Genomic DNA, 14,119 nt, shown 5'->3' on the forward strand with positions numbered 1-14,119 from the left:
GGGCCCCGGTGCCCGCTCAGTTCCCGGGGGAGCTCAGTGCTTCCCGGCGGCTCCGCTGCTCGGCGGGGTCCGGCACTGGAACCGAGGCCAGCAGGCGCTGGGTGTAGGGATCCTGCGGGGCGGAGAGCACATCATCGACAGGGCCATGCTCCACCAGCTGGCCGGAGCGCAGCACCGCCACCTGGTCTGAGACCAAATCCACCACCGCGAGGTCGTGGGTGATGAAGATCGCGGCGAAGCCGAACTCCCGCTGCAGGGACTGGAACAGCTCCAGGACTGCCGCCTGCACGGAGACGTCCAGCGCGCTGGTGGGCTCATCGGCGATCACCAGCTTCGGCCGCAGGGCCAGCGCCCGGGCCAGTGAGGCGCGCTGCCGCTGCCCTCCGGAGAGCTCATGCGGGAAGCGGTCGGCGAAGGCCGCCGGCAGCTGTACGGCGTCCAGCAGCTCAGCGACCCGGGGCCGGGCCGCATTGGCGCTGCCGGCCTCCCCGGAGACCACCAGCGGCTCCGCCAGGCACTGTCCGATGGTCAGCAGCGGATTGAAGCTGGATGCCGGGTCCTGGAAGACGAAGCCAAGATCTCTGCGCAGCTTCTTCAGCTGCCGCTCCTTCGCTCCGACGACGCTGCGGCCCAGTACTCTCAGCGCTCCGCCGGCCACCGGGGTCAGGCCTGCTACGGCTCGGCCGATAGTGGACTTGCCGGACCCTGATTCGCCCACCAGGCCCAGCACCCTGCCGGCGGGCACGGTCAGGCTGACCCCCTGAACGGCGGTGAAGTCGGGTCTGCCCAGTCCTCCGGGATAGGTGATCCGCAGATCTTCGGCTTCCACTGCCGGCCCCGGCTCGGTGGCCTGATCGTCGCCGTGGCCTTCGGCACCGGCTTCAGCGATCTGAGTGGTGCTGCGGCGTCGTTCTTTTCCTTCGCCCAGGCGCAGCACGGCACCGAGCAGCCGGCGGGTGTAGTCATGCTCCGGTTCGGCGAAGATCTTCTCCACCGGCGCCTGCTCGACCAGATCGCCCCGATACATCACCGCCACAGTGTCGGCGAGGTCTGCGACCACGCCCATGTTGTGGGTGATCAGCACGATCGCCGCGCCGAGCTTGTCACGGCAGCGGCGCAGCAGGTCCAGGATCTCCGCCTGGACCGTGACGTCGAGCGCGGTGGTGGGCTCATCGGCGATGATCACCGAAGGTCGCAGCACCAGAGCCATCGCGATCACCACGCGCTGCTTCTGGCCGCCGGAGAACTGGTGCGGATAGTGGCCCACCCGCTTCTCCGGCTCGGGGATGCCGACTTGGCGAAGGATCTCCACGGCTTCGGCTCGGGCCTCTTTGCGGGAGATCCTGCGGTGGGCACGCAGCCCCTCGGCGATCTGCCAGCCCACCGGGTAGACCGGGTTCAGTGCGGTGGAGGGCTCCTGGAACACCATGGCCGCGTTCCTGCCGCGCAGGGCGCGCAGCTGCGCTTTGCTCAGGGCGGTGACCTCGTGTCCGTCCACCACCACCGCCCCGTCGGTGCGGGCATTGTCCGGCAGCAGACCCAACAGGCTGCGCGCGGTGACCGTCTTGCCAGAACCGGATTCGCCCACGATGGCGGTGATCTCGCCGGGCTGCACAGTCAGGCTGATGCCGTTGACCGCGGAGACCTCGCCGCCGTCGGTGTCGAAGCGAATGTTCAGCTGCCGCAGCTCAACGGCATTGGTCTCGGTGCTCTGGGTCTGGTGGGCAGAAGACTGGGGGGTCATCAGTTCGGTCCTATCTCGCTGGGGCCGGTGCCCTTGGGCGCTCCAGCGGCCGCTCCGCCGCCGGAGGCCGGAGCGGAGGCGGTGGCCTGCGGGGCTTCGGAATCTGTGCGACGGCGGGTCCGCAGCCTGGGGTCTGCCAGGTCCTGCAGGCTCTCTCCCACCAGGGTCACGCCCAGCACCATCAGCACGATCGCGGCCCCGGGGAACAGGGAGGTCCACCAGATGCCGGTGGAGACGTCGCTGACGGAGCGGTTGAGGTCGTAGCCCCACTCAGCTGCGGCCGACGGTTCGATGCCGAAGCCGAGGAAGCCCAGGGCGGCCAGGGTGAGGATGGCCTCTGCGGCATTGAGAGTCACCAGCAGCGGCAGGCTCCGGGTGGCGTTGCGCAGCACGTGCCGAGCCATAATGCGCACGGTGGGTGTGCCGATCACGCGGGCGGCCTCCACATAGGCCTCGGTCTTGATCCGCAGGGTCTCAGCCCGGATCACCCGGAAGTATTGGGGCACGAAGACCACGGTGATGGCCACTGAGGTCGCCAGGATTCCGCCCCAGAGGCTGGAGCTTCCCCCGGAGATGACAATGGCGGTGACGATGGCCAGCAGCAGCGTGGGGAAGGCGTAGATGGCGTCGGCGATCACCACCAGCACTCGGTCGATCCAGCCTCCGTAGTAGCCGGAGAGCAGACCCAGAGCCACCCCGATGAACAGGGAGAATGCCACCGCCACCACAATGACCAGAAGGGCGGTCTGGGTGCCGTAGATGGTGCGGGTGAACACGTCATAGCCGCCGGCGGTGGTGCCCAGCCAGTGCTCGGCGGAGGGGGCCTGCCGAGCACCGAAGAGATCCGTCTCCCCACGCAGCTGGGACGGCCCGTAGGGGGTGATCAGCGGGGCGAGCAATGCTGCGGCCACCATCAGGCCGACGATCACCAGTCCGGTGATCAGCATGCCGCGCTGGACTCCTACGGACTGGCGCAGCTGGCGGATCACCGGCAGCCGGCGCCAGGAGTATCGGGCGGACGCGGTGCCGGGCACCTCAGACGGGGTGTGTGAGGGCTTCTCCGAGGGCGTCGTCGTGCTCATTGCTAATACCTCACGCGGGGGTCGATCAGGGCCACGATGATGTCCACCAGGAAGTTGGTCACTGCCACGATGACCGCCAGCAGCGCAACGATGCCCTGGACGGCGATGAAATCGCGGGCTGAAAGGTAGTGGGTCAGCTGGAAGCCCAGCCCGCGCCATTCGAAGGTGGTCTCGGTGAGCACCGCCCCGCCCAGCAGCATCGCGGTCTGCATACCGATCACGGTGACGATCGGGATCAGTGCTGGCCGGTAGGCGTGCTTGCGCACCAGCCGGTATTCGCTCACGCCCCGTGACCGGGCGGTGTCGATGTAGTCCATGGCCAGGGTGCCGATCATATTGGTGCGCACCAGGCGCAGGAACACCCCTGCGGTGAGCAGGCCCAGCGCGGTGGCGGGCAGCACCGCGTGCTGGAGCACATCGGCCACGTCACTCAGATCACCGACGCGGATCGCGTCGATGAGATAGATCCCGGTGGGGTCCTCCATCCGGGAGAGTTCGATCCGGGTGCGTGAAGAGGCCCGGCCTGAGGTGGGCAGGATGCCCAGCCAGACGGAGAAGACCAGCTTCAGCAGCAGGCCCAGGAAGAACACCGGTGTGGCGTAGGCCAGGATGGCGAAGAGCCGCAGGCCTGCGTCGGGCCATCTGTCCCGTTTGGCTGCGGCGATCATGCCCAGGGGGATGCCGATCAGGAAGGCCACGATCAGCCCGTAGAAGACCAGCTCCACAGTGGCGCTGCCGTAGGTGACCAGCACTTCGGTGACCGGCCGGTTGTCTGACAGCGTGGTGCCGAAGTCCCCGCGCAGGATCTGGCCGAGGTATTCGAAGTACTGGACCACAAGGGGCCGGTTGTACCCGGCGGCTTCGCGCATCTGGTCCAGCTGGGCCGCGGAGAGCCGGCCGCCCTGGGCCGCGGTGATCGGGTCCCCGATGATCCGCATGAAGACGAACACCATGGTGACCAGGATGAACACCGTGGGGATGATCAGCAGGAAGCGGACAATGATGTAGCGCACCAGCGGACTGGCGATCAGTTGACCGCCAGTCCGCTTGGTCGGCGCTGCAGGAGGTGCTGCGCTCACTCGTCCGGGTCACTCCGCGGTGATGGAGCCGAACCGGAGCTTGAAGGAGGCATCCAGCACCACACCGTCGATGTAGTCGGCGGTCACCGCGATCTGCGATCCCTGCTGCATGGGCAGGGTGGGCAGATGCTCGCCCACCATGTACTGCAGCTCCTCGATCTTGGCCTCCCGCTCCTCGGGATCCTCCTCGGTGACCTGCTCGATGAGGGCCTCATCGACCTCCTCATCGGAGAAGTGGTTGGCCAAGAAGTTCTCCGAGTGGAAGAACGGGGAGAGGTAGTTGTCCGCATCCGGGTAGTCGGGGAACCAGCCCAGCTGGTGCACCGGGTAGATGTCCTGGGTGCGCTCCTCGGTGAACTGGGTCCATTCGGTGGACTGGATGGTCACGTCGAACAGGCCGGTGTCGTTGAGCTGGTCGCGGATCATGGCGTACTCATCGGCTGAGGCCTCACCGTAGCGGTCGGTGCCGTATTCGATGTGCAGCTCCACAGGGGTCTCCACTCCGGCCTCCTCCAGCCGGTCTGCGGCGCGGTCGGGGTCGGGACCGCCGTTGCCGTCGCCGTAGAGCTCCATCAGCGCCTGGTTGGCTCCGGGGAGTCCCTCCGGCACGAAGGAGTACAGCGGGGTGTAGGTGTCCAGGAACGCCTGTTCGGAGATCTCCTCGCGATCCAGGATGTCGGCCACGGCCTGGCGGATGGCCAGCGCCGCCTCTGGGTCAGCCTCCTCGGTTTCGGAGCCGTACGGCATGATGGCGAGGTTGAAGACCAGGTAGCGGATCTCGCCGCCGGGTCCTTCGACGATGTTCAGACCCTCCGCGTCACGCAGGTCGTCGATATCGGTGGCCAGCAGGGTGCGGTAGGCGATGTCCACATCGCCCTGCTCCACGGCCATCCGCAGGTTGGAGGACTCGGAGAAGTACTCAATGGTGATGGAGTCGTTCTCCGGCGCGCCCAGCAGGCCGTCGTAGGCCTCATTGGGTGAGAGCGTCACGATGTCGTTGAAGCTGTAGTCGTCGATCACGTAAGGGCCGGCGAAGGCCTGCTCGGCCACGATGTCGTCGTCGGGCAGCAGCTCGTCGGCGGGGAAGACCTCCTCGTCCACGATGGGGGCGACTGGGCTGGAGAGCACCTGGGGGAAGGTCTGATCAGGTTCGGCCAGGTGGAAGACCACAGTCTGCTCGTCCGGGGTCTCCACGGACTCCAGGTTGCCCAGCAGGTAGGCTGGCCCGTTCTCGTGCATGATCTCGGTCTGCCGGTCGAAGCTGAACTTCACGTCCGAAGAGGTCAGCTCGTTGCCGTTGGCGAACGTCAGACCCTCCTTGAGGGTGACGGTGAACTCGGTCTCTCCGGTGAACTCAGCGGTCTCGGCGATGTCCGGCTCCACCTCGGACTCCCCGGGCCGGCTGTTCAGCAGGAACGGGTAGACCTGGTTCATGATCAGAAAGCTGGCGTTGTCATAGGACCCGGCAGGGTCGATGGCCACTTTGACGTCGGTGGTGCCGATCAGAATGTCACCGCCGCCGCCACCTTCTGCCCCGCCGTTGCCGCCGTCATCTCCGTTGCCGCCGCCGCAGGCGGAGAGCAGCAGTGCTGCGGCCAGTGCTGTGCCGGCTAGGGCGCGACTGCGCCGGTGAGTGGTGGTGTGCCTCATCAATGGGGCCTTTCTCATCAGGTGTGAGTGCCGTCATATGACGGCGTGTGTCCCATTGTTACCACAGTTTCACGGGGCAATTATCTGCGGCGTGCGCTCGCAGGCGTCATATTGTGTCTGCATGGATTCCTCGGCAGCTGCGGGCGTCTCGGAATTCGGACGTGCGGGAATGAGCGGCCGACGGCGGCGGTTTGGGCAGGGGTGAGCAGCACGACGACGCCCGGGAACGACCCGTCTGCCACTGGCCCGGTCCCGGTGGTGGAGCCTGGAGGGCCGAGGATGACGCGCACCCAGCTCGCCCTGGCGATTCTTGCGCTGTCCATCGGCGGGTTCGCCATCGGTGTCACCGAGTTCGCGATCATGGGCCTGCAGCGGGAGGCCGTGGCGGATCTGGAGGTCTCCATCGCTCAGGGCGGCCACCTGGTGGCCGCCTATGCCATCGGGGTGGTGGTCGGGGCTCCGGTGCTCTCGCTGCTGGGCGCCAAGCGGGAGCGGAAGTCCTATGCTGTGGCGCTGCTGGTGCTGTTCATCGCGGCCCATATCTTCAGCTTCTTCGCTCCCAGCTATGAGGCGATGCTGGTCGGCCGGTTCGCCTCCGGGCTGCCGCACGGAGCATACTTCGCCACCGCCGCACTGATGGCGGCCCAGATGGCCGGCCCGGCTAAGCGGGCGCGGGCCATCTCGGTGGTGCTGGGCGGAATCTCGGTTGCCAATGTGGCTGGGGTTCCTGCGGTGACCTGGGTGGGCCAGATGTTCGGCTGGCGGTGGATGTATATGGTGGTGGCTCTGCTGGCGCTGATCACCATCGCCGCGGTGGCCGCCTGGGCTCCGCGGCAGAGGACCCCGGCCGGCGCCTCGATGCGCGCCGAACTGGCCGGACTGGCCAATCAGAGGCTGTGGGTCGGCATTGTGCTGGCGGTGATCGGTTTCTCCGGGATGTTCGCTCTCTACGCGTATATCGCCCACGTCAGCGCGGAGGTCACCGGCTTTCCGGATGCGGTGCTGCCCTGGGTGGTGCTGCTGTTCGGATTCGGCGGGGTGATCGGCAATTTTGTGGGCGGCTATTTCACCGACAAGTCGGTGCTGGGCACGGTGCTGGTGGCGATGACGCTGGTGGCCGTGCTGCTGACCTGCTTCGCCGCCACGGCGCATATGCCGGTGCCCATGCTGATCTTCCTGTTCCTGGTGGGCCTTGCCGCCAGCGCTTTGGGCCCTTCGATGCAGACTCACCTGATCGATACGGCTCCGAAGGCTCCGCAGCTGGCGGCCAGCTTCCACCATTCGGCGTTCAACGCTGCCAATGCGTTGGGCGCGGTGGTCGGCGGAGCAGTGATCGACGCCGGGTTCGGGCTGCGGGCCCCCAGTTTCGCGGGGGCGGCCGCAGCTGGTGTCGGCGCGCTGCTGTGCCTGTATTCGATATGGCTGACCCGTCGGGCGGGTCAGAAGGTCTGACTACGACGACGCCGGCCCAGCGTGGGCTGCCGGCTTCTCACCTCGGATGCGGGCGGCCAGTGCCGCTGCGTCGTCGAGCTGCTCGGGCGAGTGGGTGACCCCTTGGTCCAGGTAGAGGAAGTGGCAGGTGATGCTGTCTTCGCAGACGCCGTAGAGGCGGCTGAAGGCAACGCGGTAGACGGCCAGCTGCAGCTCCTTGTCCCGCATGTCCTCACCGGTGGGCACGGCGCCGGTCTTCCAGTCGACCAGTTCGAAGGTGCAGCGGCTCATCAGCTCGTCGCGGGCGGCCTTCGGCCGGCTCATCCATCGGTGGTAGGTCTCGTTGCTCAGCGGCTCTCCGTCTGCGTCCTTGGCGAAGACTGCGTCGATGCGTCCGCGCAGGGTGACCCCGGCCAGGGTGGTCTCCAGCGGAATCTCAACGGCGAAGGCCGGCCACTGGGCCCACCGGCTGGACCGGTAGGTCTCCCGCACGGTTTCGAGGTCCAGGTCGCCGGCCTCATCCTCGGCGATCCGGGCGGCGAAGAGCTCGTCGATCTCCGGCAGCGAGCCTTGGACCTCCAGGACCTGCTCGATGATGTTGTGGATGGCTGTGCCGCGGCGGGCCGCCGAGGAGGGCCGCTGCGGGATGGGCCGGCGTGCCTGCTGCAGCACCTGCTCACGACTCTGCGCCAGGGCCACCACGGAGGAGGCGGCCAGCTGTCCGGGCAGCTCGGGCTCGCTGTGCAGGGTGCTGCGCGCTGCCGCCCTGCGGGTGACCAGCCGGGCCTCTTCGAGCCGCTGGTTGCTCTCCGCGGCGGTGAGATCCACTCCGTGGTCAAGGTGCTGGGCCACCAGCGCGGCGGCCGCCTCCAGAGCAGGCCGGCGGGAGGCGCGCACAGGCTCGGGCGCGGGGGGCGGCTCCGGGTCGGTGAAGGTGTCGATGGAGGTATGGTCCTCCAGGTCGGCCTTCTGCAGAACCTTGTAGGTGATCTCACGAGCGGCCAGCGGATCGTAGGGCCAGGCGGAGATCAGCGTGTAGTCGCTGCGCGGGTTCTGCTCATCGTCGTCGTACTCGTGCCAGGCCAGCTCCTCGAAGCCCTCGGGGTGGGGGCTGGACTGGGCGAGCTGGCGGATCTCCTTGAGGAAGACCGAAGCGTCTTGCCCGCCGCTGGCCCCGTAGAAGCAGGCCCCGGTGACCAGCAGCCGAGTCTTGGCTCGGGTGAACGCCACATAGGCCAGTCGGCGCTCCTCCTCCTCGGCGAATTCTATGCAGTCCTCCTTATAGATCGTGCCCTCATAGTCCTTCGGGGAGGTCGTCGCGCCGGCGGAGCGGGCCCAGATCTGCGCCCGTCGCTTGGGCGAATCGTCGTCGTACTGGGGGGTCCACTGGGGCAGGGATGCGCAGTCGCCGCGCAGCGGCCAGGGCAGGTCGCCGTCGTTCTTCGTCCACCGGGAGACCATGCGGGAGGATTTGGGGAACTTGCCGGTCCGCAGCCCGGCGACGGCGACTACGTCCCATTCCAGCCCTTTGGAGGCGTGGACGGTCAGCAGCTGGACTGCTCCGGGGGTGGGGTCGGCAGGGGCCTGCTCAAGGCCGCGCTCCTGGTCCTCGGCGGCTTTCAGCCAGTCGAGGAACGCGGTGATGTCCTGGCTGGATGAGCTGGTGGCGAAGGCGTGGGCGTATTCGATCAGGGCGTCGATCTGCCGGGTGGGCTGGGTGCTGGCCTCCCAGGGTCGGGCGGCGATCTCAGTGCCCAGTCCGGTCTCCTGGGTGATCCGGTGGATCAGTGAGCCCAGGTCCAGGTGCAGCAGTGTGCGCAGGGTGCGGAGGTGGTCGCGGGCCTGCCCGAGCCGACGGGCGCCCTCGGGGCTGAATCCGTACCGGTCCTCCTCCGCGGCCTCCGGGTCGACGTGAAAGTTCTCCAGGGCTTCGACGAGGGAGGCCATCTCGTCGAGCTCCGGTTCGAGGGATTCCACCTCGTCCTCGTCGGTGTCTCTGCCGGTGCCTGCCGTGCGGCTGCCTGCGAGTCCGGCTGCGCTGCGGCCGAGCTGGTAGAGGTCTTTGGGGCCGATCCGGTACCGGGCGCCGGCCAGGATGCGCAGCAGCTCATCGGAGCGTTTGGGGTCGGCGAGCACGCGAAGGTAGGAGATGACTTCGACGACCTCCGGGGTGTGCAGCAGTCCGGAGGTGCTGGCCAGCTCATAGGGAACGGAGGCGTGGCGCAGCCCCTCTGCGATGGCGGCGAGCTGGCCGTGGGTGGTGGCCAGTACAGCGCACTTCGGGGGCTCTGCGTACTGGCCCGAGCTGAGCTGGTGCTTCATCTCGGCCACGATGGCCTCGGTCTCCTCGGCCTCGGTGGTGAAGAATCCGTAGGCTACGGAGCCGTCGGCGATCTTCTCCGGTGGGACGATCCGCTGCTGCTCAGGCACCGGGTCCGCGGCGGGATCCTCCACCGGGCGGCCTGTTTCAGTGAGCAGCCCGCCGTCTGTGGTCATCCGGTCTGCGGTGATGAGGGTGTGCAGCTTGCTCCGCAGGTGGGCAGTGGGGGCGTGCCAGTATTTGCCGGTGTCCCGGGTGAAGGGGTCCACCAGGGTGTTGGCGACGTCCAGGATGCGCCGGCCGTTGCGCCAGGCGATGGTCAGCTGCTTCAGCCCCGGGGTCCCGTGGCCTCGGCTCCGGGCCGCCTGCTCCGGGGTGAGGGCGAATTTCTGGGGGAATTGGAAGAGCTGGCCGGCGGAGGCTCCCCGGAATCCGTAGATGGACTGGTTGGGGTCGCCGACGGCGGTGACGGCGTGGCCGGTGCCCGTCCCGTAGAGGTGGGCGAAGAGCTCCAGCTGGGCGTGGGAGGTGTCTTGGAATTCGTCGAGCAGCACGATCTTGTACTTCTGCCGCTCGCGGATGCGAACCTGTTCGACCTCGGAGGCCAGCTGGGCCGCGTAGCGCAGCAGGTCGCCGTAGTCCATGAGCCCCTGCTCGGTCTTGACGTCCTGGTACGCCTGGGTGAGCTTGGCGGTCTCGCGGCGCAGCCGCAGCATTCGCAGCAGGCCTGTGGCTTCCTTATTGGGCAGCGGCCCGAAGGATTCGGCCTGGTCGATCTGCCCGTCCAGCCAGGCGATGACGCTCTGCGGGGTCTGCAGATGCTCGGCCATGTCCTGGGAGAGCTTGAGCACCTGCTCGGCCAGGGTGGAGGTGTTGGCCTCGGCCTCGATGAGCGCCTCGCCGTCGGGATAGCTCTCGATCAGGGGGATGATCAGCTGCCAGGCGGCTGCCCCTCCGACCAGTTCGGCCTCCGGCTCGATGCCGATGTGCATCCCGTACTCGCTGACCAGGGAGTGCGCATAGGAGTGGTAGGTGGAGATGGTCGGCTCCAGCAGGCTGGTCAGGTAGTTCTGCAGCTGCGCGGCGGTTTCGGTGACGACGGCGTCGTCCTCGGTGCTGTCAGTGGGCAGGGCGGCGGCGAGTTCGGGGGGAATGATGTCCTCGGCGCGGATCAGCTGCTTCTGGACCAGGAGGGTGAGTTTTCCGGTGACGCGTTCGGCGAGTTCGCCTGCGGCCTTGCGGGTGAAGGTGACCCCGAGGATCTCGTGGGGTTTGACCAGCCCGTTGGCGACCAGATAGACGACCCGGTCGGCCATCGTCTTGGTCTTGCCTGAGCCGGCGCCGGCGGTGACCAGCATCGGCTCCAGCGGCGCTTCGATCACGGCGCGCTGCTGGGGGGTGGGTGCGAACTTCTCCTCCAGCAGGGCGGAGAGCTCATCGGCGGTGTAGCGGGGCGCTGTGTGGTGGGGCACTGCGTGGTGGGAGCTCATGGTTGGGTCACCTGCTTGGTGTCGTCGCACAGGGGGCACAGCGGGCCGACCCGGCATGGGGTGAATCGTCCGGCCTGGCCGGACGCCTCATGGCGGGCCTCGAAGGTCGGGCTGGTCATCACTTCTGCTGCGAGGCGCAGCTGCTGGTAGACCCAGGCCTGATCGTCGTCGACGGGGACCGGCTCCTGGCTGCGCAGAGCAGCGCTCTTGTTCTTGCGGATGTTCAGCAGCGCGGCGGTCTCCACCTCGCCGAGCTGGCGCAGCTGCGCGTCGTGCGCTGCCAGGACTTGGTATATGCCCAGCTGCGGGTGGCGCTGCGTCTCATCCTGAGAGGGAATGTGCTTGCCGGTCTTCAGGTCGATGATCCGCAGGGCGCCCTCGTGGCGTTCGATCCGGTCCATGCTGCCGCTGATGCGCAGCTGGTAGTCGCGCCCCTGGTGGGCCACGGTGAGCTCCGCGGCGCCCTGGGCCTCCGTGGCGACCACCTCCCGGTGGGATTCCTTCTGGTGGTATTTGACCAGTTTGGTGAGCATCTCTTTGGCCAGCAGCTTCTGCGCCTCAGCCTCCCAGCCCTCCAGTCGCAGGGTGTGCCATCTGTCCTCGAGCACCTGGTGCAGGGCCGCGACCTCGAGCTCGGTGGGGTGCTCCTCGGCGATCTGGTGAATCATGGTGCCGAGCATGCGGTGGAACTCCGCCGGCTCGGTGCCGCCGGCTCGGCTGGTGAACCACTGCAGCGGCTGGGTGATGGCGGCCTCCACTGCCGAGGGGGAGATCCGCAGCGGGGCCTCCGGGGAGGTGAGGGGCTCCTCGGTGGTCAGCAGGGGCAGCCCCCACCACGTGTTCGGGTGCGCTGCTCGCACTCCGTGCTCGGCCAGGTGCGCCAAGGCTTGGGCGGCCTGGTGGGCCGCCGCGGTGGGCGAGTCGGGGTCTGCGCTCAGCTCGGTCTCCAGGGTGCGGCGAAGTTCGGCGACCAGTGCTGCTTCGGTGAGCAGCCGCACCCTGCGCTCGGCGGGCGCCGGGCGGTCCTCGGCCGGGGTGATGAGTTCCAGCAGCGGACTGGGCCGCTCCTCGGCGGAGTCCACGGCCACGGCGAAGAGCCGGCTGGTGGCGCGGGAGACGGCGGCGGCGAAGAGCCGGTATTCGTCCTGCAGCGTCTGTACACGCTGGACCATGAGGCTCTGGCTTCCCGGGTAGGCGGCGCCCTCTGCCCATTGGGCCAGTTCCCGGCTGCGCAGCAGCGCCCCGCGGGGCCTCAGGTTGGGCCAGATGCCCTGCTGGAGGTCGACGAGTATGACGGTGTTGAACTGGCGGCCGGCGGCGGTGGTCGGGGTGAGGATCTCCACCGCGTCGTGCTCGGAATGGGTCTCCGCCAGGGTGTCCATCGGCAGCTCCAGCCGCTGCATATGCTCAGCGAAGGCTGCCGCGTCGGCTCCGGGATTCTGGGTCTCGAACCGGTCGGCGGCGTGGAACAGGGCCAGCGCGGCGTCGAGGTCGGCATCCGCCTGTTCGGCCTCCCATCCGGTGCCGAAGCTGGCCTGCCGCCAGCGCTCGGCCAGATCCGCGGCGGCCCAGATCTCCCACAGCAGCTCGCCGGGCAGCACCCGGCCCTCCTGAACCCCGGTGCGGGCCGCGTGCAGCATCATCGCTATCCGCTTCAGCCCGTAGGCGGTGGTCTCCTCCTGCTCTTGGGTGGCAGGCTTCGCCCAGACGGCGAGCAGCGGGTCCTGCGGGTCAGCCGCGGCGGCGAGGATCAGCTCATCGGAGCTGCGAGGCTCGCGGCCCTCAGCTGCAGCCTGCTGCCGCTCCGTGCGGCGCAGCTGCTGGCGCAGGGTCCGCAGGGCGAAGGCGTCGGCACCCCCGTACCGCGAGCTGAGCAGACTGAGCAGCGCCGGCAGTTCGATCTCACCGGCTGCGGGATCGGTGGCCCATTCGATGATGCTCAGCAGCGGCACCACAGCCGGTTCCTGGTTGAGCACCACGTCCCGCATGGACTGGCGGACCGGGATGCCGTGGGCGGTGAGCATCCGGGCGGTGCGCCGGGCCGAGGCTCCGCTGCGGGCGATGACTGCGATCTGGCTGAACGGCACCTGGTGCTGGTCGTGCCGGTGCAGGATTTCGGCAAGTACGGCGCGCTCTGCGGCGTGCTCGCTGACGGCGGTGACCGCCTCAGCTTCTGGTGGGCCAGCCTGATCGGCCTTCTGGTCCTGGTCGCTGGGTGTGTGCAGGTCAGCTGCGAGCGCCTCACGCAGCCCTGCCCGGAGAGCGGGGATGAACTGGACGGTGCGGGCGTAGACGCCGGCTACCCCAGGGCTCATCCGGTGGTGAGGGTTGAGCATCGCCACTGTGGTCAGCGGCTCATCCTCCCCCAGCTCGGCCTGCAGCTGACGCTGCGCCTGCACAGTCTGCGGGGTCATGAGGCGGTCCCAGTCCTTCAGCTTCTCCGGGGCCGCTCCGCGGAACCCCTGGGTCACCGCGTCCGGGTTGGCCAGGGCCAGTACGGGCTTGCCGGAGCCGATCAGGCTCAGCAGCGTCAGGACGCTGGGGCTGACCTCCTGCGCGTCGTCGATGATGATCCGCCGCAGTCGGCTGCGCTCGCTGTCCAGCAGCTCGGGGTGGGACTTCAGGAGCCGGACGGCCTCGCTGATCAGCCCGGCGGGGTCGAAGGCGTCCTCGAACTCCGGGGAGGAGAAGCGCTCCAGATATCTGGAGTAGATCTCGGCGGCGGGCCTCCACTCCTCCACGCCCTGCTGGTCAGCGGCAGTGAGCAGGTCCTCCGGGCTCAGACCGTGCTCCCGGGCACGGTCGAACAGTTCGCGGACCTCGCGGCGGAACGCCTCTGTGCCGGCGGCGCCGCGCACTGAGTCAGGCCACTGCTGGGTGGCGCCCTCGGCGGACAGCTCAGTGAGGATCTGGCTGATGATGCGGTCCTGCTCCGCGCCGGTGAGCAGCCGGGGCGTGCGGGCGCGGAAGCTGAGCGCGCCGAGCTGCCGGGCCCGGCCCAGGACCCAGAAGGCGTAGGCGGCGAAGGATTTTGAGGGCTGCTCGCTGAAGGCCCCCTCGGGATTGACTCTTCCCCAGGCAGCCTCGATGGCGTCGCGCAGCCCGGCGGCGGAGTCCCTGGTGGGTGAGACCACCAGCAGCCGGGAGGAGTCCTCCCCCGCGGCCAGAAACTCTACGGCCGAGTCCACGGCCGCAGCGGTCTTCCCGGCCCCGGGTGCTCCCAGCAGCAGCGTGGGCCGGTCAGGGGCAAGCGCAGTGGTCACCTTGTCCACGGTACAGGTCTCCCCTCTCTGCCGGGCGGCTCTACGGAGTGCCGCTGACGG

General features: G+C 68.4%; 7 protein-coding genes. 1 reads left to right on the forward strand and 6 read right to left on the reverse strand.

The genetic code is table 11. The features are described 5' to 3' along the window. Positions 1-16 precede the first annotated feature (16 nt). Genes Q1K09_RS07015 through Q1K09_RS07030 form a run of 4 tightly spaced genes read right to left on the reverse strand, consistent with a single transcriptional unit; the run spans position 17 to position 5,555 of the window. A complete protein-coding gene (locus Q1K09_RS07015; protein WP_300344229.1) occupies positions 17-1,744 on the reverse strand; it encodes an ABC transporter ATP-binding protein in 1,728 nt (575 codons plus the stop codon). Further along, positions 1,744-2,826: an ABC transporter permease gene (locus tag Q1K09_RS07020; RefSeq protein WP_300344230.1), complete on the reverse strand. Its 1,083-nt coding sequence runs from the start codon at positions 2,824-2,826 to the stop codon at positions 1,744-1,746. The genes Q1K09_RS07015 and Q1K09_RS07020 overlap by 1 nt, the downstream gene beginning before the upstream one ends. 2 nt (positions 2,827-2,828) lie before the next feature. After that, on the reverse strand, positions 2,829-3,857 hold the full coding sequence (locus Q1K09_RS07025; RefSeq protein WP_300344277.1) for an ABC transporter permease: 1,029 nt from the start codon (positions 3,855-3,857) through the stop codon (positions 2,829-2,831). 57 nt (positions 3,858-3,914) lie between these two features. Further along, positions 3,915-5,555: an ABC transporter substrate-binding protein gene (locus Q1K09_RS07030; RefSeq protein ID WP_300344231.1), complete on the reverse strand. Its 1,641-nt coding sequence runs from the start codon at positions 5,553-5,555 to the stop codon at positions 3,915-3,917. A 279-nt stretch (positions 5,556-5,834) separates the two neighbouring features. Between Q1K09_RS07030 and Q1K09_RS07035 the strand changes: the two genes are divergently transcribed. Then, positions 5,835-7,007: an MFS transporter gene (locus Q1K09_RS07035; protein ID WP_300344232.1), complete on the forward strand. Its 1,173-nt coding sequence runs from the start codon at positions 5,835-5,837 to the stop codon at positions 7,005-7,007. Here Q1K09_RS07035 and Q1K09_RS07040 read toward each other — a convergent pair whose 3' ends face one another. Continuing rightward, positions 7,008-10,796 carry a UvrD-helicase domain-containing protein gene (locus tag Q1K09_RS07040; protein WP_300344233.1) on the reverse strand — a complete coding sequence of 1,263 codons (3,789 nt, stop codon included), beginning with the start codon at positions 10,794-10,796 and terminating at the stop codon, positions 7,008-7,010. After that, entirely contained in the window at positions 10,793-14,059 is a 3,267-nt protein-coding gene (locus tag Q1K09_RS07045; protein ID WP_300344234.1) for an ATP-dependent DNA helicase, read from the reverse strand. Before Q1K09_RS07045 ends, Q1K09_RS07040 begins: the two co-directional genes overlap by 4 nt. Positions 14,060-14,119 lie beyond the last annotated feature (60 nt).

Source organism: Nesterenkonia sp., assembly GCF_029265375.1.
Taxonomy (GTDB): domain Bacteria; phylum Actinomycetota; class Actinomycetes; order Actinomycetales; family Micrococcaceae; genus Nesterenkonia.